Genomic DNA, 20,743 nt, shown 5'->3' with positions numbered 1-20,743 from the left:
GTGTTCTTTGTTTGATCGTGATGGAACGCGGCTGGCCTGTGCGTTGACTGGACTGTTGGCTCGTGGTTAGTTGTGTTTGTTTATGTTGGATGTGGTGTGAGGAGCCCGCGCGTGAAGAAGACGTCGACCCGGCTGGCCGACGGCCGGGAGCTGCTCTACTACGACGCCCGCGACGACGCCGTGCGCGACGCCGTGGACCCGCGCCCGCTCGACCCGGTCGCCACCACCTCGCAGATCCGCCGCGACCCGCTCCTCGGCGACCACGTCGCCATCGCCTCGCACCGCCAGGGCCGCACCTACCACCCGCCCGCCGACGAGTGCCCGCTGTGCCCGTCGGGCGCGGGCCGGCACAGCGAGATCCCGGCAGCCTCCTACGACGTGGCCGTCTTCGAGAACCGCTTCCCCTCCCTCGCCGGGGACGCCGGACGCTGCGAAGTGGTCTGCTTCACCTCCGACCACGACGCGTCCTTCGCCGACCTCACCGAGGAACGGGCCGGTCTGGTCCTGGAGGCGTGGACCGACAGGACGAGGGAGCTGGCGGGGCTGCCGGGCGTCCGGCAGGTGTTCTGCTTCGAGAACCGGGGCGTGGAGATCGGCGTCACCCTCGGCCACCCGCACGGCCAGATCTACGCCTACCCCTTCGTCACCCCGCGCACGGACCTGATGCTGCGCTCCGCGGCCGCGCACCTGGCCGAGACCGGCCGCAACCTCTTCGACGACGTCGTGGCGCGCGAGCGCGCCGAGGGCACCCGGGTCGTCCTGGAGGGCGAACACTGGGTGGCGTTCGTGCCGTACGCCGCGCACTGGCCGTACGAGGTGCACCTCTACCCGAAGCGGCGCGTGCGCGACCTGCCGGCCCTCGACGACGACGCGCGCACAGAGTTCCCACGGATCTATCTGGAACTGTTGCGCAGGTTCGACCGGATCTTCGGCCCCGGTGAGCCGCCGACGCCGTACATCTCCGCCTGGCACCAGGCCCCGTTCGGCCCTTCGGAGTTCGCACCCGAGTTCGGGCTGCACCTCGAGCTCTTCACCGTCCGACGTACTTCGGGAAAGCTGAAGTTTCTCGCGGGTTCCGAATCCGGCATGAATGTGTTCATCAACGATGTGCCGCCGGAGACCGCGGCAGCGCGACTGAGAGAGGTAGCGAGCGAGTGAGTCAGCACAAGTACCTGGTCACCGGTGGCGCGGGATACGTCGGCAGCGTGGTCGCCGCCCACCTCCTGGAGGCCGGCCACGAGGTGACCGTCCTCGACGACCTCTCCACCGGCTTCCGCGAGGGCGTCCCGGCCGGCGCGGAGTTCGTCGAGGGCCGCGTCCAGGACGCCGCGCGCTGGCTCGACCCCTCGTACGACGGCGTCCTGCACTTCGCCGCGTTCTCCCAGGTCGGCGAGTCCGTCGCCGACCCCGAGAAGTACTGGACGAACAACGTCGGCGGGACGATGGCGCTGCTCGCCGCGATGCGGGACGCGGGCGTCCGCAAGCTGGTCTTCTCCTCGACGGCGGCGACGTACGGGGAGCCGCTCTCCACGCCCGTCACGGAGACCGCGCCGACCGCGCCGACCAGTCCGTACGGCGCGTCCAAGCTGGCCGTCGACCACATGATCAGCGGCGAGAGCACCGCCCACGGCCTGGCGGCCGTCTCGCTGCGCTACTTCAACGTCGCCGGCGCCTACGGGAGCTGCGGCGAGCGCCACGACCCCGAGTCGCACCTCATCCCGCTCGTCCTCCAGGTCGCGCAGGGCCGGCGCGAGTCGATCGCGGTGTACGGCGACGACTACCCGACCCCGGACGGCACCTGCGTCCGCGACTACATCCACGTCGCCGACCTCGCCGAGGCCCACCTGCTGGCGCTGGAGGCGGCCGAGGCGGGCACGCACCTGATCTGCAACCTCGGCAACGGCAACGGCTTCTCGGTCCGCGAGGTCGTGGAGACCGTGCGCGAGGTCACCGGGCACCCGATCCCCGAGACCTCCGCGCCGCGCCGCGCCGGCGACCCCGCCGTGCTCGTCGCCTCCGCCGAGACGGCGCGCGAGAAGCTCGGCTGGAAGCCGTCCCGCGCGGACCTCGCGGGCATCGTCGCGGACGCCTGGGCGTTCGCCCGCAGGGAGGAACGGGACGTATGACCGACGCAGACGCCGTCGCGCGGGCGTTCACCGCGCTGTACGGCGCCGCACCCGACGGAGTGTGGGCGGCGCCCGGCCGGGTCAACCTCATCGGCGAGTACACCGACTTCAACGACGGCTTCGTGATGCCGCTCGCCCTGCCCCACACGGCGGTCGCCGCGGTCGCCCGGCGCGACGACGGCGTGCTGCGGCTGCACTCGGCGGACATCGACGGCGGCGTCGTCGAGCTGCGCGTCGACGCACTGGCGCCGCCGCTCGCCGGCGGCGGGTGGGCGGCGTACCCGGCCGGTGTGGTGTGGGCCCTGCGCGAGGCGGGCCACGCCGTCGGGGGCGCGGACCTGCACCTCACGTCGACGGTGCCGACGGGCGCCGGGCTCTCGTCGTCCGCCGCGCTGGAGGTGGTCACGGCCCTCGCCCTGAACGACCTGTACGCGCTGGGGCTCTCCGGAGCCGAACTCGCGGTGCTCGCGCAACGTGCCGAGAACGCGTTCGTCGGCGTGCCCTGCGGGGTCATGGACCAGACGGCGTCGGCCTGCTGCACGGAGGGCCACGCGCTGCACCTGGACACCCGGAACCTCGCGCGCCGACAGGTCCCGTTCGACCTGTCGGCGCACGGCCTGGAACTCCTGGTCGTCGACACGCGCGTCCAGCACGCGCTGGGCGACGGCGCGTACGCCGAGCGGCGCGAGGGATGCGAGGCGGGCGCCCGGGCGCTGGGGGTGGCGGCGCTGCGCGACGTGCCGTACGCGGGACTCGGACAGGCGCTGGCGTCGCTGTCCGACGAGCGGACCCGCCGCTGCGTACGCCACGTGGTGACGGAGAACCACCGCGTGGAGCGGGTGATCGCCCACCTGGACGCGGGCGCGCCGCGCGCGGTGGGCCCGCTGCTGACCGAGGGCCACGCGTCGCTCCGTGACGACCTGCGGGTCTCGTGCGCGGAGCTGGACCTCGTGGTGGAGACGGCGAACGCGGCGGGGGCGCTGGGGGCGCGGATGACCGGGGGCGGGTTCGGCGGCTCGGCGATCGTCCTGGTGGAGTCGCCGGCGGCGGGCACGGTCACGAAGTCGGTCGGGGCGGCGTTCGAGGCGGCCGGCCTCGCCCCGCCCCGTGTCTTCCCCGCCGTGCCGTCCCGCGGCGCACACCGCTCGGCGTGAGGCGGGGGCCTCTCGCCACCGCGCCCCGGCCGCAGCCGGGGCGCGAGGCCCGGTCCTTCCCGGCGCCTCGCCCCCGCTTCACCCGAGCCGCTTCGTCAGGATGTACTCCGTCACCCCCGGCGGATAGTCCTCGACGCGGCCGACGACCTCGTAGCCCAGCTTCCGGTAGAACTCCGGCGCCTGGAACTCCCACGTCTCCAGCCGCGCGTATCCGCACCCCCGTTCCTCGCGGGCCGTCGACTCGGCCCGCGCCAGCAGCCGGGACCCCAGCCCCGCGCCCCGGTGCGCGTCCGCCACCCACAGCAGGCCCACGTGCAGCCAGTGGCCCCATGTGAAACCGTCGAGCCCCGCCACCAGTTCGCCGCTCTCCTGATCCAACGCCCAGACCTGGAGTGGAACTTCGTCCTCCGCCGGGGTCCCCCGCAGTGCGGCCATCGCCGCCGAGCGCCCGGCGTTGGTGTGGTCCAGACGTTCGCCCAACACAGCACGTCGTTCTCTGTCGACTTCTGTCTCAATGCGAAACATGAGCCTCACCTTAAACACCGCAGCCCATCAGTTCTGTGAATAACCTTCCGCTCCCCGCCCCCGCCCGTACGCTGAAGCAGAGCGCCGGTGGGGGCCGGTGCTCGATCAGGGGGCGAGACGGTCGGGTACGTCGTCCGGGTGCGGGCAGTGGTCAGTGCGTCACGGCGGCGGCCGTGCGGCTGGCACTCCCCGCCCCGGACGCCGTACCCGCACACGGTCCGCCTCCCCGGGGGTCCAGGGGGGACCGCTCGGGACCTACGCGGCATGGGGGTGTCTGTGGCTCGTATCCGGGTACTGGTGGTGGACGATCACCGCATCTTCGCCGAGTCGCTCGCCGCGGCCCTCGCAGCGGAGCCCGACGTCGACGTGGCCGCGGCCGGCAGCGGCCCGGCCGCCCTGCGCGCGCTGGAGCGGGCGGCGGCGGAGGGCCGCAGATTCGACGTGATGCTCGTCGACGCCGACCTCGGCGCCTCAGCCGTGCCGCCCGCCCGCGCCGTCGAGGTGCCCGAGCAGGGCGGGGACAGCCCGGTGGACGGCATATCCCTGGTCGCGGGCGTGCGGACCGGGCAGCTCGCCGTCCGCTCGGTCGTACTGGCGGAGAAGGACGACCCGCGCCGCGCCGCCCTCGCCCTCCAGGCCGGGGCCGCCGGCTGGGTGGCCAAGGACTGCTCGCTGCAACGCCTGCTGGCCGTCATCCGCGGCGTACTGCGCGACGAGACGCACCTGCCCCCGGCCCTCCTCACCGGCGTACTGCGGGAGTTGACGGCCGCCCGCAAGCACCGCACCGAGAGCGAGCGGCTGGTGGAGTCGCTGACTCCGCGCGAGCGCGAGGTGCTGCGCTGCATGGTGGCCGGGCTCGGCCGCAAGGCCGTGGCCGAACGGCTCTTCCTCTCCCCGCACACCGTCCGCACGCACATGCAGAACGTACTGGGCAAGCTCGGCGTCCACTCGACGCTCGCCGCCGTCGCCCTCGCGCGCCGCGCGGGCGTCGGTCCGGCCGACCTAACCCGGGATGTTGTCGAACGGGGCGGTCAACTGGCGTAGCAGCCCGGCCAGTTCGCCGCGCTGTGACCGGGAGAGCTCACTGAGGATCGCCCGCTCCTGCGCGAGCAGCCCGGCGAGCGCCTGGTCCGCGCGATCGCGTCCCTCGGCCGTGAGCCGTACGAGCACGCCGCGCCGGTCGCTGGGATCGGGCAGCCGCTCGACGAGCCCCTTCTTGGCGAGCCGGTCGATGCGGTTGGTCATGGTGCCCGAGGTGACGAGGGTCTGCGTCAGCAGCTGGCCCGGCGAGAGCTGGTACGGGTCCCCGGCGCGCCGCAGTGACGTGAGCACGTCGAATTCCCACGGCTCGAGCTGATGCTCGGAGAAGGCGATGCGGCGGGCGCGGTCGAGGTGGCGGGCGAGTCTGGAGACGCGGCTGAGCACCTCGAGTGGTTCCACGTCGAGGTCGGGGCGCTCGCGGCGCCATGCAGCGACCAGTCGGTCGACCTCGTCCTCCATGCCGATCAGTGTAGTTGGTCTGTCGACATGAAGTCTCTTGGTGTCGAGTCTCTTGACATCAAGAAACTTTCGCAGTGAGGCTGCCCCACATGACCGTACGACCGATCTGGGACCCCCGTCAGTACCTCCGTCACGCCGGCCACCGCACGCGGCCCTTCCTCGACCTCCTGGCCCGCGTCGACGCCCCCGCCCCCACCCGCGTCGCCGACCTCGGCTGCGGCGCCGGCAACGTCACCGCACTGCTCGCCGACCGCTGGCCCGCCGCCCATGTCACGGGCTACGACAACGCGCCCGAGATGCTGGAGCGGGCCCGGGCGTACGCGCGTCCGCTCCTGGACTTCGAGCCCGCCGACGCAGCGACCTGGGCGCCCGGCGCGTCGACGTACGACGTGATCGTCTCGAACGCCCTGCTCCAGTGGGTCCCGGACCACGCCGACCGCTTCCCGGTCTGGCTGGACGCGCTCACCCCCGGCGGGACCCTCGCCTTCCAGGTGCCGGGCAACTTCTCCGCGCCCAGTCACACCGCCCTGGCCGCCCTGCGTGAATCCCCGCGCTGGCGCGGCCGGCTGGGCCGGGCGGGCGAACGCGCCGCGGCCGTACTGGAGCCGCGGGAGTACCTCGCCCGCCTCGCCGCGCAGGGCTGCGAGGCCGACGTGTGGGAGACGACGTACCTTCAGATCCTGCACGGCGAGGACCCCGTGCTCGACTGGGTGAAGGGCACGGCCCTGCGGCCGGTCCTGACCGCCCTCGCGGACGATCCGGAGGCGAGCGCGGCGTTCGTCGCGGAGTACGCCGAGGCGCTGCGCGCCGCGTACCCGGCGGGCCCCCACGGCACGGTGTTTCCCTTCCGGCGCGTCTTCGCGGTCGCCCGGAAGGCGGCGTCCGGCTGAGCTGACCGGCGGTCAGGCGGGGAGCTGTTGCGTCGTCAACCAACGGCGTTTTCCCGCGCCCACCTCGCCCGTTTTCTACGGTTTGCAACCAAATGGGGCCCATGCAACGCTGGTTATTCAGCCGCAACAAGAGGAGATGGTCCCATGATCATGGACCGCACTTCCCACGTCGAGACCGCAGCGCTGAGCGCCGAAGTCGAGGGGCTGCTGGACTCCGCGGAGCCAGAGGGCGTCTTCCGGGACACCCGTGAGTGCAAGGGTGCGTTCCTGCTCGCACTCCTGCTTCTCGGCTCACCGCCCACCCCCCGCCCGAAGACGGACCCGAAGGCCCGTTGAGGAGGAGGAAGCGTTGGCTGAACGAGCGCAAGGAGCGGAAACCATTCCGCTGAGCGCCGTGGTCGCCGATGCCGCGAACGGAGTCGTCCTCGCCCTCCGGGGCGGGGGCGACCCCTACGCGCTGTCCAGCCTGCTGCGGCAGGGGGACGCGCTGGCGTCAGCGGCGATCCGGGTGCTGGGCGCGGACGCGCTCGCCCCGTACGCGCTGGACCACCGGGCAGCACCCGGTGGTGACAACGACGAAGCCGTCGTCCGGGAGGCGTTGGCCGCCTACCCGCCGGGCCCCGACGCCTCGGCCGTGTCGGTCTGGAGCTACCGGGGCCTGGTCGAGGCCGCGCACGCCTTCCTGCCCGGGGGCGCCGGCCGCTTTCCCCCGGCCCCGCCGGCCGCGTCGGCCTGGCTGACCAACGATCCCTGGCCAAAGCTTTCCCATCGGGTGTCGCAACTCGCCGCCCTCGCCCTGCCGGGCCTCGCGCAGGACCTCGCCGACGCGCTGGCGCCGCGCACCGACGACCTGGCGCGCGGGTTCGTCCGCGCCGTACGCCGCAGGGACTGGCTCCAGTCCGCGGGCCTCGGGCGGTGGCTGGCCCGGCTGCCCGGCGTCCCGCCGACCCTGGGGCTCGACACCGGACTGGCGTTCGTCCGGCAGATGAGCGCCGGCGACCCCCGGGTGGCGCTCCACGTCGTGGCCGCACGGCAGTTCTACGGACGGGGTGGGTGAGCGGCGACCTGGCCGCCCCGGCGCCGCTGCTCGACCGTGTGGTCGGCGGCGGGCTGGGGTGGCTGGACGCGGCACGCGACGACTTCCGGCTGCCCCCCAACGCCACCACGGACGCCGACCCCAACCTCACCCTCAAGCCCCTCGGTGAACTGGCCGAGCTGTCGTACCTGATCAGCACGTCACACCCGCGCGACGACCTGCGCCGCGCGGCCGCCGGGCTGTTCGACTTCGCCTGGAGCGAGACCCGCGACGGGGAACTGTTCGCCGAGCTGGTCCGCGGCGAACCGCACGCGACCTACCCGGTGGAGATCTACGGGGTCTTCGCCCGGGCCGGGCTGCGCAACACGGCCGTCGACCGGCTGCTGGCGGCGACGACCGCGCTGCGCGGCTGGCGCGTGGCGCGCGAGGACCACACCCGTACGCTCGGCGTGCTCAACGCGGAACGCCGGATCGGCCTGCCGCCCCACGCCGACTTCGCGACGGCGCTGGACCTCACCCACCTCGGCCTGATGCCCGAGCCGTGGGCGCTGGACCGCAAAGGGGCGTACGGCCTCACCCACGACGTCTTCCACCTCACCGACTGGGGCCGCGCCTCCGGCAGGCTGTCCCCGGCGCACGCCGACTACCTGCGGCTCTGGCTCCCGGCCTGGCTGGAGAACTGGCTGGACGAGGAACTGTGGGACTTGGCCGCCGAGTTGCTCGCCGTCAGCGCCTGCGTGCCCGCCGCCCCGTACGACGCGGTGGCCTGGCAGCGGCTGGCCGCCGCGCAGGAGGCCGACGGCCGTGTGCCCGACCTGGGGGCGGGGCCGGATCCCGGCGACCGCGCCGCGACCTTCTCGTCCTGCTACCACTCCACCCTGGCGACCGCCTTCGCCGGCACTCTCACCCGCATCGCCCTGGATGCGGCCGGGGACGCGCGGGCGCCGGTCCACGCAAGCGAGGTGACCCCATGAGCCCCACGGCAGCCGCGACCGCGACCGCCCCTCCCGCGCTGCTGCACGGCGTCGGAGACCGCGCCCTGATGTGGCTCGACGCCCACCGCGAGCAGTTCCGACTGACTCCCGAGGACCGCGCCACCGGCCGGGGCGTCGTCGAACGGCTCAAACCCATCGGCGAGTTGGCCGTCAACATGCGCGTCCTGTTCCGCGAGGGCGTGGCCGGCTCGCGCCAGCACGCCCGCGCCGGGCAGCTCCTGGACTTCACCTGGCGCGAGCTGCTGGACGGCGGAAACGTACTGGCCGCCCTCCAGCACGACGAGCCCTTCTCCCCGGTGCCCCTGGAGATCTACTCGACCTTCCACGAACTCGGCTTCCGCCACCCGGGCCTGGAGTCCGCCGTGGAGGTCTGCCGCCGCACCCTCACCTGGCCGTCCCTCGACATGGTGCCCAACCGGCGGCTCAGCGTGCTGAACGCCGAACGCAGGATCGGCCTCCCGCCGAGCGGCGACTTCGACGACGCCCTGAGCCGGACCTGGCTGAGCCGGCTGCCCGAACCGTGGACGGTGCAGTACCACATCGCGTACGACATCACGCACACCGTCTTCCACCTCACCGACTGGGGCGCCGAGCCCGGCCGCATCCCCCCGCGGACGGCCGAGTACCTCGCGCTGTACCTGCCCGCCTGGACCGAGGACTGGGCCGACCTCGAACACTGGGACCTGCTCGGCGAACTCCTCGTCGTCGACACCTGCCTGCCCCGGCCCGCCCTCGACGCGCGGGTGTGGGAGAGGTATGCCGCCGCGCAGAGCGACGACGGTGCGATGCCCCTCCAGCACGGCATGCCGGACGGAGACGCGGAGGACGTCTTCGACGTCGTCCACCACCCCACCCTGGTCGCCGCCTTCGCCTCCGCGATGGCCACCTCCCGCGCGATGTCCGCCACGTGACCAGCCGCCTCGCGACCGCCCCGACGCCCGACGCCGGGCTCGCGCTGCGCCTCGCGGACGCGGCCACCGCGGTCGACGCCCCAGACGTGGTGCTCGCCGTCACCCGCCGCGGCCGGCGCACCACCATGAGCGGCGGCAACGCTCCCGCCCCGGCCGTGCCGCGCCACGCGCTGCGCTACGAACTCGGCTCGGTCAGCAAGACCTTCACCGTCCTGCTCCTCGCCGCCCTCGCGCGCTCCGGCGCCCTGGGCCTCGACGACCCGCTCGCCGCCCACCTGCCGGGACTGCCCCTGCGCCACCCCGCCTCGCGCCGCATCACCCTGCGCCACCTGGCCACCCACACGGCGGGCCTGCCGCGCATCCCCGGCGACCTGATCCCCAGCGCCCTGCTCCACCCGTACACCGACGCCTACGCCACGTACGACACGGAGCGTCTCCTGCGCACCTTCGCCCGCACCCGGCCCCATCACGACCCCGGCACCCGCTGGCGCTACTCCAACTTCGGGGTCGCGCTGCTGGGCCCGGTCATGGCCCGGGCCACAGGCGTCGACTGCCCCACGCTGCTCGCCCGCCACGTGCTGCGCCCGCTGGGGATGGCGGAGACGACCCTCGGGCCCGGCGACCCCGCGACGACCGCGGTCGGGCACCGCAGGAACGGCAGCACGCCCGTGCCGGGGATCGGCATGGGGCCGTTCGTGGCCGCCGGAGCCGTACGCTCCACCCCCGGCGACCTGCTCACGTACCTCGAAGCGCACCTGGGGGCGACGGCCGAGGAGCTCCCGCAGGCCGGATCCGTCCCGCTGCGCGGGGCGCTGCGGGACGTCCAGGTCCCGCAGCTGCGCCGGGGGCCGCGCCGCCGGGACACGCACACGCTGACCTGGTTCCACCACCCGGGGCCCGGTGGGCCGCTGCTGTTCCACGCCGGGGCCACCTTCGGCCAGCAGGCGTTCCTCGGCTTCCATCCCGCCTCGGGGACCGGCGTCGCCGCGCTGGCGACCCGCCGGGGGGACAGGTGCCGCCTGGTGGAGACGGCGTACGGACTGCTGTCCGGCCTCGCCGCCGGTCCCGCGGTCTGAGGCCGCCGGTCCCGCGGTCCTCAGGCCGCCGGCCGGACTCTGTCAGCTCTTCCTGTGACCTATGAGGCGGGGCTTGGCCTCCAGGTTCTCCAGGCCGTGCCAGCACAGGTTCACCAGGTGCGCCGCGACCTCCGCCTTCTTCGGCTTGCGGACGTCGAGCCACCACTGGCCCGTCAGTGCCACCATGCCGACCAGCGCCTGGGCGTACAGCGGGGCGAGCTTGGGGTCGAAGCCGCGGGCCTTGAACTCCAGGCCCAGGATGTCCTCGACCTGGGTGGCGATGTCGCTGATCAGCGAGGCGAACGACCCCGTGGACTGCGCCACGGGGGAGTCGCGGACCAGGATGCGGAAGCCGTCCGTGTACGTCTCGATGTAGTCGAGCAGCGCGAACGCGGCCTGTTCGAGCAGCTCGCGCGGATGCCCGGCCGTCAGCGCGCCGGTGACCATGTCGAGCAGACGGCCCATCTCCCGGTCGACCACGACGGCGTACAGGCCCTCCTTGCCGCCGAAGTGCTCGTACACCACGGGCTTGGAGACTCCGGCCTTCGCCGCGATCTCCTCCACCGACGTGCCCTCGAAGCCCTTCTCGGCGAAGAGGGTGCGACCGATGTCCAGCAGCTGTTCGCGGCGCTCCTTGCCGGTCATGCGCACGCGGCGGGCCCGCCGGCTCGGAGTGGGCCTGCTCTTCTCGCTGTTCGTACTGCTGCCGTCGATCGCCACATCACCCATCATGCCGCTTCGGTGGCCTCACTCTTGCGCCGGGAGTCGATCCGCTCCGCGCTCGGCCACCGCACGTCGTACGCCCAGCCGGCCTTCTCGAACCAGCGGATCAGACGGGCGCTGGAGTCGATCTGCCCGCGCATCACACCGTGGCGGGCGGACGTGGGGTCGGCGTGGTGCAGGTTGTGCCACGACTCGCCGCAGGACAGCACGGCCAGCCACCAGACGTTCCCGGACTTGTCACGCGACTTGAAGGGGCGCTTGCCAACCGCGTGGCAGATGGAGTTGATCGACCACGTCACGTGGTGCAGCAGGGCCACGCGCACCAGCGAGCCCCAGAAGAACGCCGTGAAGGCGCCCCACCACGACATCGTGACCAGACCGCCGACCAGCGGCGGGATGGCCAGCGACAGGATCGTCCAGTAGGCGAAGTCGCGGGAGATGCGGCGCAGCGCCGGGTCCTTGATCAGGTCCGGTGCGTACTTCTCCTGCGAGGTCTGCTCCTCGTCGAACATCCATGCGATGTGAGCCCACCACAGCCCCTTCATCAGCGCCGGGAGCGTTTCGCCGAACCGCCAGGGGGAGTGGGGGTCCCCTTCGGCGTCCGAGAACTTGTGGTGCTTGCGGTGGTCGGCGACCCAGCGGACCAGGGGCCCCTCGACGGCCATCGAGCCCATGATCGCCAGAGCGATGCGCAGCGGGCGCTTGGCCTTGAAGGAACCGTGGGTGAAGTAGCGGTGGAAGCCGATCGTGATGCCGTGGCACCCGAGGTAGTACATGAAGACCATCAGGCCCAGATCGAGCCAGCTCACCCCCCAGCCCCACGCCAGCGGCACGGCCGCCAGCAGGGCGAGGAAGGGCACGGTGATGAAGAGGAGAAGCGCCAGCTGTTCGATGGAGCGCTTGGACTCCCCGCCGCGGGTCGCGGAGGGGGCCGATGTGTCGCCGCCCGCCTCGCGGGCGTCTTCGAGCACGTCGGAACGAGTGGTCATGGGGATCCCCTGGGGGGTGAGGGATGTGTCGGATGCACTGGCCGTGAAAGCTCTGGCTACGGATGCGTAACCTACGGCGTCGTAAGTATGGCAGCGCTGCGCCCGGCGGCAAGAGGCCGAGGGGAAAGGCTTCGGCCGCGCCGCATATCCTGGGTGCCGTCGGACAGCGTGGTCCACAAAACCTCCAGACGTGCTGAAACACTGCAAGGAGCCGCACCTGTGAGCAGTGCCGACCAGAACTCCAACACCAGCGCGGAGCTGCGTGCCGACATCCGCCGTCTCGGCGATCTGCTGGGCGAGACCCTCGTCCGGCAGGAGGGCCCGGAACTCCTCGAGCTGGTCGAGCGGGTGCGCGCCCTGACGCGCACCGACGGCGAAGCCGCCGCCGAACTGCTCGGAGACACCGACCTGGAGACCGCAGCCCGGCTGGTGCGCGCCTTCTCGACCTATTTCCATCTTGCCAACGTCACCGAGCAGGTGCACCGCGGCCGTGAGATGCGCGCCAAGCGAGCCGAAGAGGGCGGACTTCTCGCCCGTACGGCGGACAAGCTCAAGGACGCCGACCCCGAGCACCTGCGCCACACCGTCAAGAACCTCAACGTCAGGCCCGTCTTCACGGCGCACCCGACCGAGGCCGCGCGCCGGTCCGTACTGAACAAGCTCCGGCGCATCGCCGAGCTTCTCGAAACGCCCGTGATTGCCTCCGACCGGCGCAGGCACGACCTCCGTCTGGCGGAATCGATCGACCTCATCTGGCAGACGGACGAGCTGCGCGTCGTACGCCCGGAACCGGCGGACGAGGCCCGCAACGCCATCTACTACCTCGACGAGCTGCACGCCGGCGCGGTGGGCGACGTCCTGGAGGACCTCGCCGCCGAGCTGGAGCGCGTCGGCGTGGAGCTGCCCCCCGGCACCCGGCCGCTCACCTTCGGCACCTGGATCGGCGGCGACCGCGACGGCAACCCGAACGTCACCCCCGCCGTGACCTGGGACGTCCTGATCCTCCAGCACGAGCACGGCATCTCCGACGCCCTGGAGCTCATCGACCAGCTGCGCGGGCAGCTGTCGAACTCCATCCGCTACACGGGCGCCACCGAGGAACTGCTGGCCTCCCTCCAGGAGGACCTGGAGCGGCTGCCCATCAGCCCCCGCTACAAGCGCCTGAACGCCGAGGAGCCCTACCGGCTCAAGGCCACCTGCATCCGCCAGAAGCTGATCAACACGCGCGAACGCCTTGCCAGCGGCACCGCGCACCAGCCCGGCATCGACTACCTCGGCACCGGCGAGCTCCTCGCCGACCTCACGCTCATCCAGACCTCGCTGCGCGAGCACCGCGGTGGCCTGTTCGCCGACGGGCGCATGGACCGTACGATCCGCACCCTCGCGGCGTTCGGCCTCCAGCTCGCCACGATGGACGTGCGCGAGCACGCCGACGCGCACCACCACGCCCTCGGGCAGCTCTTCGACCGGCTCGGCGAGGAGTCCTGGCGGTACGCCGACATGCCGCGCGAGTACCGCCAGAAGCTCCTCGCGAAGGAGCTGCGCTCCCGGCGGCCGCTGGCCCCGACGCCCCCGCCGCTGGACGCGGCCGGGCACAAGACCCTCGGCGTGTTCACCACGGTCAAGGAGGCGCTGGAGCGCTTCGGGCCCGAGGTCGTCGAGTCGTACATCATCTCGATGTGCCAGGGCGCCGACGACGTCTTCGCCGCCGCCGTCCTCGCCCGCGAGGCGGGCCTCGTCGACCTGCACGCGGGCTGGGCGAAGATCGGCATCGTGCCGCTGCTCGAGACCACGGACGAGCTGCGCGCGGCCGACGTCATCCTGGACGAGATGCTGGCGGACCCCTCGTACCGGCGGCTCGTCTCCCTGCGCGGCGACGTGCAGGAGGTCATGCTCGGCTACTCCGACTCCTCCAAGTTCGGCGGCATCACCACCAGCCAGTGGGAGATCCACCGCGCCCAGCGCCGCCTGCGCGACGTCGCCCACCGGTACGGCGTACGCCTGCGGCTCTTCCACGGCCGCGGCGGCACCGTCGGCCGCGGCGGCGGCCCCTCCCACGACGCGATCCTCGCGCAGCCGTGGGGCACGCTGGAGGGCGAGATCAAGGTGACCGAGCAGGGCGAGGTCATCTCCGACAAGTACCTCGTGCCGTCCCTGGCCAGGGAGAACCTGGAGCTGACGGTCGCCGCCACCCTCCAGGCGTCCGCGCTGCACACCTCGCCGCGCCAGTCCGACGAGGCGCTGGCGCGCTGGGACGCGGCCATGGACACGGTGTCCGAGGCCGCCCACACGGCGTACCGCAAGCTCGTCGAGGACCCGGACCTGCCGGCGTACTTCCTCGCCTCGACCCCCGTCGACCAGCTCGCCGACCTGCACCTGGGCTCGCGGCCCTCCCGCCGCCCCGGGTCCGGCGTCTCACTCGACGGCCTGCGCGCCATCCCGTGGGTGTTCGGCTGGACCCAGTCCCGGCAGATCGTGCCCGGCTGGTACGGCGTCGGATCCGGCCTCAAGGCCCTGCGCGAGGCGGGACTGGAGAGCGTCCTGGAGGAGATGCAGGAGAACTGGCACTTCTTCCGCAACTTCCTGTCCAACGTCGAGATGACGCTCGCCAAGACCGACCTGCGCATCGCGCAGCACTACGTCGACACACTCGTCCCGGACGAGCTGAAGCACGTCTTCGACGCCATCCGCGCCGAGCACGAGCTCACGGTGGCGGAGGTCCTGCGGATCACGGGCAACGAGCAACTCCTCGGCTCCAGCCCGGTGCTCCAGCAGACGTTCGCCATCCGTGACGCCTACCTGGACCCGATCTCCTACCTCCAGGTCTCGCTGCTCGCGCGTCAGCGCGCGGCGGCCGAGCGCGGCGAGGAGGCGGACCCGCTGCTGGCGCGGGCGCTGCTGCTCACCGTCAACGGCGTCGCGGCCGGCCTGCGCAACACCGGCTGACCTCCACCGGCCCCGGCCCGCCGCCCCGCACCCACCGGTGCGGGGCGGCGGGCCTTCGCCGTGCCGGAGGGGTGCGCGGAAGGTGCCGTACGGGAACCCCCGGGGGCGGCTACAGCGCCAGGAACGCCGCGCCCAGCAGGACGCCGCCCGTCAGCGCCGCGCCCCACGCCAGGCGGGTCAGGCGCAGGCCACCGGCGACGACCAGCGCCGCGAGCAGCAGGGCGCCGCCCAGCGGGGCCCAGGCGTGCAGGATGCCGGGGGCTCCGGCGCGTACCGCCTCGGCCGTGCCCGGCTTCAGGACGACCGGCAGCTCGGCGCCCTTCTTCACCGCGACCGACTTCTCGATCGTCACGCGCGCGTGGTCGGGCGTGGGGCCGTCGGGCGTGTACGGCCCCGTGCACGTCTCGCCGCCGCACGCCGCGACCGTCATCGTCCCGTGCTCCCGGCCCTTGGAGAGCATCACGTGCTGGGCCGTGCCCCAGGAGGAACGGACGCCTGCGACGAGCAGCAGCAGGGCGATGCCTGCCATCGCCGCACGCCGGGCGTACAGGAGGGCTTGGGTCCGCTTCGAGGCCATGGACCGCGATCCTTGGCCATGTGACCGCGCTCGGTCAACCTCAGGCCACGACCGGCGGGCGGAATGTCATGAGTTGTAGGCGCTCTGCGCGCGCTCCAGCCCCTCGGTCACCAGGCACTCCACCGCGTCCGCGGCCCGGTCCACGAAGTAGTCCAGTTCCTTGCGCTCCGCCGAAGAGAAGTCCTTCAGTACGAAGTCGGCCACCTGCATCCGGCCCGGCGGCCGCCCGATCCCGAAGCGCACCCGGTGGTAGTCGGGCCCCATCGACTTCGTCATCGACTTGAGGCCGTTGTGCCCGTTGTCGCCGCCGCCCAGCTTGACGCGCAGCGTGCCGTAGTCGATGTCCAGCTCGTCGTGGACCGCCACGATCCGCTCCGTCGGCACCTTGTAGAAGTCGCGCAGCGCCGTCACCGGCCCGCCCGACAGGTTCATGTACGACTGCGGCTTGGCCAGCACCACCCGCCGGCCCGCCGGGCCCGGCGGACCCACGCGCCCCTCGACCACCTGGGCCCGGGCCTTGTGCGCCTTGAACTTCGCCCGCATGCGCTCCGCGAGCAGGTCGGCGACCATGAAGCCGACATTGTGCCGGTTGGCCGCGTAGTCGGGACCCGGATTGCCCAGACCCACGATCAGCCAGGGTTCGGCTGCGTCCGTCATCTGCATGTCTCCTTCGTACGCCGGTTCCCGCGGCGGTTCCTGTGCCGGTCCTGGACCGGTTCACACGCCAGCCGCCGCCCCGCACCCGAAGGCGCGGAACGGCGGCTGGACGGTGACGACGAGCCGAACGGCGAGGCTCAGGCCTCGGAGCCCTCGGACTCACCCTCGGCCGGGGCCTCCTCGGCCTGCGGGGCCAGAACCTGGATCACGATGGCGTCCGGGTCGGTGACCAGCGTGGTGCCCTCGGGCAGCGGAACGTCCTTCGCGTGGATCGAGACGCCGGCCTCGAGGCCCGCGATGGAGACCGTGACGGACTCGGGGATGTGCGTGGCCTCGGTCTCGACCGACAGCGTGTTCAGCACGTTCTCGAGCAGGTTGCCGCCCGGGGCCAGCTCGCCCTCGGTGTGGACCGCGACCTCGACCGTGACCTTCTCGCCGCGCTTGACCGCGAGCAGGTCGACGTGCGTGATGTTGCGCTTGATGGCGTGACGCTGAATGGCCTTGGGGATGACGAGCTCGGTCTTGCCGTCGACGTCGAGGCTGAGCAGCGCGTTGCTGGTCTTGAGCGCCATCATGAGCTCGTGACCCGGCAGCGTGACGTGTACGGGGTCGGCGCCGTGGCCGTAGATGACACCGGGAACCTTGTTGGCACGACGGGTCTGACGGGCAGCGCCCTTGCCGAACTCGGTCCGGACTTCAGCGGCGATCTTGATCTCAGCCATGGTGCACTCCTCGCGGGTGACGAAAACGGATGGGTCACCCGGCCACGAAACGGCCTGCTACGAAGAGCGCGTCGATAACGGATGCGCCGTACTGCATGAGTACGGCCTCCCTCGCCGAGCAACTCGGGGAGTCTACCCGGCGGGAAGGCCGTACCAGAAATCGATCTACGGAAGGACCCGTACCGCTACGACTGCTCCTCGAACAGGCTCGTGACCGAACCGTCCTCGAAGACCTCACGCACCGCACGCGCGATCGTCGGCGCCATCGACAGCACCGTGATCTTGTCGAGCTCCAGTTCGCCCGGGGTCGGCAGCGTGTTCGTCAGAACGAACTCGCTGACCTTCGAGTTCTTCAGCCGGTCCGCCGCCGGACCCGACAGGATGCCGTGCGTCGCGGTGACGATGACGTCCTCCGCGCCGTTCGCGAACAGCGCCTCCGCGGCGGCGCAGATCGTGCCACCCGTGTCGATCATGTCGTCGACCAGGACGCAGACCCGGCCCTTGACCTCACCCACGACCTCGTGGACGGTCACCTGGTTCGCCACGTCCTTGTCGCGGCGCTTGTGGACGATCGCCAGCGGCGCGTCCAGACGGTCGCACCAGCGGTCGGCGACGCGCACCCGGCCGGCGTCCGGGGAGACGATCGTCAGCTTCGAACGGTCCACCTTCGCGCCGACGTAGTCCGCCAGCACCGGCAGGGCCGACAGGTGGTCCACCGGACCGTCGAAGAAGCCCTGGATCTGGTCCGTGTGCAGATCCACCGTGAGAATGCGGTCGGCGCCCGCGGTCTTCAGCAGGTCCGCGATCAAACGGGCCGAAATCGGCTCACGGCCACGGTGCTTCTTGTCCTGGCGGGCATAGCCGTACGACGGAATGATCACCGTGATGCTCCGGGCGGAGGCCCGCTTCAGAGCATCGATCATGATCAGCTGTTCCATGATCCACTTATTGATCGGAGCCGTGTGGCTCTGAATCAGGAAGCAGTCCGCGCCGCGCGCCGACTCCTGGAAGCGGACGTAGATCTCACCGTTGGCGAAGTCGAAAGCCTTCGTCGGCACGAGGCCGACACCCAACTGGTGCGCGACCTCCTCGGCCAGCTCGGGGTGGGCGCGGCCGGAGAAGAGCATCAGCTTCTTCTCGCCGGTCGTCTTGATCCCGGTCACAGCACTGTCTCCTCGGACGTGAATCATTGCTGCTGCGCCCGCACGCCGTTGCATCGCATACGAGCCAGCCGAATTGTGTGCACCTATCACGGTACGCCGAGAACGACGCACCTGTTTCCGGTCAGCTTTCGCCGTCGGCCCCATCGGCCGCCGACTGAGCCGCCTGCGCGGCAGCGCTTCCCGGACGCTTCCGGGCCACCCAACCCTCGATATTCCTTTGCTGCCCACGGGCAACGGCGAGGGAACCGGGCGGCACATCCTTGGTGATGACGGAGCCGGCGGCGGTGTACGCGCCGTCCCCGACCGTGACAGGCGCCACAAACATGTTGTCCGAGCCCGTCCGGCAGTGAGAACCGATCGTCGTGTGGTGCTTGGCCTCACCGTCGTAGTTCACGAAGACGCTCGCGGCGCCGATGTTCGTGTACTCGCCGATGGTCGCGTCACCGACGTACGACAGGTGCGGCACCTTCGTACCCTCGCCGACCACGGCGTTCTTCATCTCGACGTACGCACCGGCCTTCGACTTCGGACCGAGCCTCGTGCCGGGCCGCAGATAGGCGTACGGGCCCACACTCGCCCCCGCGCCGACCTCCGCGCCCTCCGCGACCGTGTTGTCCACCCGGGCCCCCGCACGGACGACCGTGTCGGTCAGCCGCGAGTTCGGGCCCACCTCGCACCCCTCGCCCAGATGCGTCGCACCCAGCAACTGCGTACCCGGGTGCACCACCGCGTCCTGATCGAACGTCACCATGACGTCGATGAACGTCGAAGCCGGATCGACGACCGTCACACCGCCGAGCATCGCGCGCTCCAGCAGACGGGCGTTCAGCAGCCCACGCGCCTCCGCGAGCTGGACACGGTTGTTGATCCCCAGGATCTCCCGGTGATCGGCGGCCACGGCCGCCCCCACCCGGTGACCCGCCTCCCGCAGGATCCCGAGCACGTCCGTGAGGTACTCCTCACCCTGGCTGTTGTCCGTACGCACCTTGCCCAGCGCCTCGGCGAGCAGCCGCCCGTCGAACGCGAACACACCCGAGTTGATCTCGTTGATCGCCCGCTGCGCGTCGGTCGCGTCCTTGTGCTCGACGATCGCCGTGACCGCCCCGCTGTCCCGGTCCCGCACGATCCGCCCGTACCCCGTCGAGTCCGGCACCTCGGCGGTCAGCACGGTGCACGCGTTGCCGTCGGCGGCGTGCGTCCCGGCCAGCCGGGCCAGGGTGTCGCCCGTCAGCAGCGGCGTGTCGCCGCAGACGACGACCACAGTGCCGTCGACGCCGCCGCCCAGCTGCTCCAGCCCCATGCGCACGGCGTGGCCGGTGCCCTTCTGCTGCTCCTGCACGGCGGTGCGCACACCGGCGTCGATCCCGGAGAGATGCGCGGCGACCTGCTCGCGGGCGTGGCCGACGACCACGACGAGGTGCTCGGGTTCCAGCTCGCGGGAGGCGGCGACGACATGCCCGACGAGCGAACGCCCGCTGATCTCGTGCAGAACCTTGGGGGTGGCCGACTTCATGCGGGTGCCCTCACCCGCTGCGAGGACGACGACGGCGGCGGCCGGGCGGTTGGCGCTCACGGGGATGCCCTTCGGCTTCGGGTGGTGGACACCCGCAGGATACCGGGGGGTGTCATGGCCGAAACGCGGGCGGGTCCTGACCGGTGTGGTCAGGACCCGCGCGTAGGTGCTCCCCTGCCAGGACTTGAACCCGGACTTAAGGCACCAAAAGCCTCAGTGCTGCCAATTACACCACAGGGGAACAAACCGAACGAACCGGACATTTGTTCAGGTCGCCCGATCGGCACCCAACACTATGCCGTACCAGGCCCCCTCCATGCGACGGTAGAGGTCGGCGCTTTTCAAGACATAGATGACCAGGCATCCCCGGTATGCGTCTCCGGTGTTCTTTCGTGTGGTTCTAGGCAGGTGCTTCTTGAGCGTCGCGCGTTGGAAGTCTGTGACGTCCACGCCGGCCAGGTCGGCCCAGAACCGTTCGGCCTCGCGGACGTCGGCGGACTCGTGGATGCTCACCCGGAACTGCATGCGACTGCGCGTGACCCCGAGCATTTCGAGCCAGCGCGGGTACACCCGGATTACGTTCGGGTCGCTGTTGATGAACTGGAGAACTTCCGACCGCCGGTACTCCTTGTCCTTGGTCCCCTCGGCCCAGTAGAGGCTGACGCCGAGCAGGAACAGCTCTCGATCCGAGACCGCGCCGACCTCCTCGCGTGCCATGCGCTTCGTCTCCCGGCGCTTCTCTTCGTCGACTGCGCGGCGGCGGGCGAGCCCCGCGTTCATGAGGGCGTGGCGCTCCTCGTCCGTGTAGCGGGGCTCGGGTTTGGGGAGGTCGCGCACCCAGAGGGAGATGGACCTCTTCGAGCATCCCAGCTCCGCTTGGATCTGGTCATAGGTCAGCCCTTGTGAGCGAAGTTCCCGTGCCTTCGCCCGCAGGTCGTCCTTGGCGTTCGGCCGCTTCGTCCAATCCGATGCAGGCTCGCCCTTGACCAGGCGCTGCAGCATGTCGTTGTTGGACCTTCAGGTGATCGCGAATCTGTCGCAGGCTGAGGCCCTGGCGTCGCAGGGTGACGGCCTGTTCGCTGGGGCTTTCGAAGTCGGCGTACTTGTCGTGGGGTGCGGTCACGCGGGCAGCCTTGTCCGGAATGCGGACGTTCGGCTCGAAAGCCTGGTCGATTCAGTCCTTCGTGCGGACGACGCCCGTTTCGCGTGACGATCACCGCGTTCCGTGCCCCGGCGGTCT

20 protein-coding genes, 1 tRNA gene and 1 pseudogene are annotated in these 20,743 nt (G+C 71.5%); 11 read left to right on the top strand and 11 right to left on the bottom strand.

The window, feature by feature from the left end; translation table 11 throughout:
- The first annotated feature begins 111 nt into the window (after positions 1 to 111).
- From galT to galK, 3 genes are read left to right on the top strand one after another with little or no spacing between them, the layout of a single operon-like run.
- Positions 112 to 1,158 (top strand): galactose-1-phosphate uridylyltransferase, encoded by a 1,047-nt coding sequence (galT, locus tag AC07FK_RS16075; RefSeq protein ID WP_479105506.1) that lies wholly within the window; start codon positions 112 to 114, stop codon positions 1,156 to 1,158.
- Entirely contained in the window at positions 1,155 to 2,126 is a 972-nt protein-coding gene (galE, locus tag AC07FK_RS16070) for a UDP-glucose 4-epimerase GalE (protein WP_479105505.1), read from the top strand. The genes galT and galE overlap by 4 nt, the downstream gene beginning before the upstream one ends.
- On the top strand, positions 2,123 to 3,280 hold the full coding sequence (gene galK / locus AC07FK_RS16065) for a galactokinase (RefSeq protein WP_479105504.1): 1,158 nt from the start codon (positions 2,123 to 2,125) through the stop codon (positions 3,278 to 3,280). Before galE ends, galK begins: the two co-directional genes overlap by 4 nt.
- Positions 3,281 to 3,358: 78 nt before the next feature.
- Here the strand turns inward: galK and AC07FK_RS16060 are convergent, their stop codons facing one another.
- A complete protein-coding gene (locus tag AC07FK_RS16060) occupies positions 3,359 to 3,805 on the bottom strand; it encodes a GNAT family N-acetyltransferase (protein WP_479105503.1) in 447 nt (148 codons plus the stop codon).
- 276 nt (positions 3,806 to 4,081) lie between these two features.
- Between AC07FK_RS16060 and AC07FK_RS16055 the strand changes: the two genes are divergently transcribed.
- Complete coding sequence (locus tag AC07FK_RS16055; protein ID WP_479105502.1) at positions 4,082 to 4,849, top strand: response regulator transcription factor; 768 nt, start codon at positions 4,082 to 4,084, stop codon at positions 4,847 to 4,849.
- Here AC07FK_RS16055 and AC07FK_RS16050 read toward each other — a convergent pair.
- Positions 4,808 to 5,305 carry a MarR family winged helix-turn-helix transcriptional regulator gene (locus AC07FK_RS16050; RefSeq protein WP_479105501.1) on the bottom strand — a complete coding sequence of 166 codons (498 nt, stop codon included), beginning with the start codon at positions 5,303 to 5,305 and terminating at the stop codon, positions 4,808 to 4,810. The genes AC07FK_RS16055 and AC07FK_RS16050 overlap by 42 nt on opposite strands.
- 89 nt (positions 5,306 to 5,394) lie before the next feature.
- On the opposite strand from AC07FK_RS16050, the gene AC07FK_RS16045 reads away from it, so the two are divergent.
- From AC07FK_RS16045 to AC07FK_RS16020, 6 genes are all read left to right on the top strand, one after another.
- Positions 5,395 to 6,195, top strand: a complete 801-nt coding sequence (locus tag AC07FK_RS16045; RefSeq protein WP_479105500.1) for a trans-aconitate 2-methyltransferase — start codon at positions 5,395 to 5,397, stop codon at positions 6,193 to 6,195.
- 144 nt (positions 6,196 to 6,339) lie between these two features.
- Entirely contained in the window at positions 6,340 to 6,531 is a 192-nt protein-coding gene (locus AC07FK_RS16040; RefSeq protein WP_453402978.1) for a hypothetical protein, read from the top strand.
- Between the two features lie 13 nt (positions 6,532 to 6,544).
- Positions 6,545 to 7,252, top strand: a complete 708-nt coding sequence (locus AC07FK_RS16035; RefSeq protein ID WP_479105499.1) for a hypothetical protein — start codon at positions 6,545 to 6,547, stop codon at positions 7,250 to 7,252.
- A complete protein-coding gene (locus AC07FK_RS16030) occupies positions 7,249 to 8,205 on the top strand; it encodes a DUF6895 family protein (protein WP_479105498.1) in 957 nt (318 codons plus the stop codon). Before AC07FK_RS16035 ends, AC07FK_RS16030 begins: the two co-directional genes overlap by 4 nt.
- Positions 8,202 to 9,137 carry a DUF6895 family protein gene (locus tag AC07FK_RS16025; protein ID WP_479105497.1) on the top strand — a complete coding sequence of 312 codons (936 nt, stop codon included), beginning with the start codon at positions 8,202 to 8,204 and terminating at the stop codon, positions 9,135 to 9,137. Before AC07FK_RS16030 ends, AC07FK_RS16025 begins: the two co-directional genes overlap by 4 nt.
- Positions 9,134 to 10,213: a serine hydrolase domain-containing protein gene (locus tag AC07FK_RS16020; protein WP_479105496.1), complete on the top strand. Its 1,080-nt coding sequence runs from the start codon at positions 9,134 to 9,136 to the stop codon at positions 10,211 to 10,213. Before AC07FK_RS16025 ends, AC07FK_RS16020 begins: the two co-directional genes overlap by 4 nt.
- 42 nt (positions 10,214 to 10,255) lie before the next feature.
- On the opposite strand, the gene AC07FK_RS16015 is transcribed toward AC07FK_RS16020, so the two are convergent.
- Both AC07FK_RS16015 and AC07FK_RS16010 read right to left on the bottom strand, forming a co-directional pair.
- Positions 10,256 to 10,945 carry a TetR family transcriptional regulator gene (locus AC07FK_RS16015; protein ID WP_479105495.1) on the bottom strand — a complete coding sequence of 230 codons (690 nt, stop codon included), beginning with the start codon at positions 10,943 to 10,945 and terminating at the stop codon, positions 10,256 to 10,258.
- The gene (locus AC07FK_RS16010; protein WP_479105494.1) at positions 10,942 to 11,925 is read right to left on the bottom strand and encodes an acyl-CoA desaturase; all 984 of its coding nucleotides are present in this window, start codon (positions 11,923 to 11,925) and stop codon (positions 10,942 to 10,944) included. Before AC07FK_RS16010 ends, AC07FK_RS16015 begins: the two co-directional genes overlap by 4 nt.
- 219 nt (positions 11,926 to 12,144) lie before the next feature.
- Here AC07FK_RS16010 and ppc point away from each other — a divergent pair, with 219 nt between their 5' ends.
- Positions 12,145 to 14,871: a phosphoenolpyruvate carboxylase gene (gene ppc, locus AC07FK_RS16005; protein ID WP_479105493.1), complete on the top strand. Its 2,727-nt coding sequence runs from the start codon at positions 12,145 to 12,147 to the stop codon at positions 14,869 to 14,871.
- Positions 14,872 to 14,980: 109 nt separating this feature from the next.
- Here ppc and AC07FK_RS16000 read toward each other — a convergent pair whose 3' ends face one another.
- The 7 genes and pseudogenes from AC07FK_RS16000 to AC07FK_RS15970 form a co-directional block, all read right to left on the bottom strand.
- Positions 14,981 to 15,448, bottom strand: a complete 468-nt coding sequence (locus AC07FK_RS16000; RefSeq protein ID WP_479105492.1) for a hypothetical protein — start codon at positions 15,446 to 15,448, stop codon at positions 14,981 to 14,983.
- A 66-nt stretch (positions 15,449 to 15,514) separates the two neighbouring features.
- The gene (gene pth, locus AC07FK_RS15995) at positions 15,515 to 16,105 is read right to left on the bottom strand and encodes an aminoacyl-tRNA hydrolase (RefSeq protein ID WP_479105491.1); all 591 of its coding nucleotides are present in this window, start codon (positions 16,103 to 16,105) and stop codon (positions 15,515 to 15,517) included.
- A gap of 137 nt (positions 16,106 to 16,242) precedes the next feature.
- Positions 16,243 to 16,827: a 50S ribosomal protein L25/general stress protein Ctc gene (locus AC07FK_RS15990; protein ID WP_479105490.1), complete on the bottom strand. Its 585-nt coding sequence runs from the start codon at positions 16,825 to 16,827 to the stop codon at positions 16,243 to 16,245.
- Between the two features lie 185 nt (positions 16,828 to 17,012).
- Complete coding sequence (locus tag AC07FK_RS15985; protein ID WP_138896327.1) at positions 17,013 to 17,990, bottom strand: ribose-phosphate diphosphokinase; 978 nt, start codon at positions 17,988 to 17,990, stop codon at positions 17,013 to 17,015.
- Between the two features lie 121 nt (positions 17,991 to 18,111).
- The gene (gene glmU, locus AC07FK_RS15980; protein ID WP_479105489.1) at positions 18,112 to 19,563 is read right to left on the bottom strand and encodes a bifunctional UDP-N-acetylglucosamine diphosphorylase/glucosamine-1-phosphate N-acetyltransferase GlmU; all 1,452 of its coding nucleotides are present in this window, start codon (positions 19,561 to 19,563) and stop codon (positions 18,112 to 18,114) included.
- 109 nt (positions 19,564 to 19,672) lie between these two features.
- Positions 19,673 to 19,744 (bottom strand) — tRNA-Gln (locus AC07FK_RS15975).
- A 26-nt stretch (positions 19,745 to 19,770) separates the two neighbouring features.
- Positions 19,771 to 20,626, bottom strand: a pseudogene (locus AC07FK_RS15970) (helix-turn-helix domain-containing protein).
- Positions 20,627 to 20,743: the final 117 nt, after the last annotated feature.

Source organism: Streptomyces sp. NPDC046122 (assembly GCF_056429965.1).
The sequence above is the reverse complement of the archived record's forward strand: the minus strand, read 5'-3'. Positions and strand labels throughout refer to the sequence as shown.

Excerpts from the sequence above, each read along its gene's own strand:
- AC07FK_RS16000 (WP_479105492.1), bottom strand. The coding sequence starts at position 15,448 with ATGGCCTCGAAGCGGACCCAAGCCCTCCTGTACGCCCGGCGTGCGGCG.
- AC07FK_RS16060 (WP_479105503.1), bottom strand. The coding sequence starts at position 3,805 with ATGTTTCGCATTGAGACAGAAGTCGACAGAGAACGACGTGCTGTGTTG.
- AC07FK_RS16050 (WP_479105501.1), bottom strand. The coding sequence starts at position 5,305 with ATGGAGGACGAGGTCGACCGACTGGTCGCTGCATGGCGCCGCGAGCGC.
- galK (WP_479105504.1), top strand. The coding sequence starts at position 2,123 with ATGACCGACGCAGACGCCGTCGCGCGGGCGTTCACCGCGCTGTACGGC.
- AC07FK_RS16040 (WP_453402978.1), top strand. The coding sequence starts at position 6,340 with ATGATCATGGACCGCACTTCCCACGTCGAGACCGCAGCGCTGAGCGCC.
- pth (WP_479105491.1), bottom strand. The coding sequence starts at position 16,105 with ATGACGGACGCAGCCGAACCCTGGCTGATCGTGGGTCTGGGCAATCCG.
- AC07FK_RS16045 (WP_479105500.1), top strand. The coding sequence starts at position 5,395 with ATGACCGTACGACCGATCTGGGACCCCCGTCAGTACCTCCGTCACGCC.
- AC07FK_RS16010 (WP_479105494.1), bottom strand. The coding sequence starts at position 11,925 with ATGACCACTCGTTCCGACGTGCTCGAAGACGCCCGCGAGGCGGGCGGC.
- AC07FK_RS15990 (WP_479105490.1), bottom strand. The coding sequence starts at position 16,827 with ATGGCTGAGATCAAGATCGCCGCTGAAGTCCGGACCGAGTTCGGCAAG.
- AC07FK_RS16015 (WP_479105495.1), bottom strand. The coding sequence starts at position 10,945 with ATGATGGGTGATGTGGCGATCGACGGCAGCAGTACGAACAGCGAGAAG.
- AC07FK_RS16025 (WP_479105497.1), top strand. The coding sequence starts at position 8,202 with ATGAGCCCCACGGCAGCCGCGACCGCGACCGCCCCTCCCGCGCTGCTG.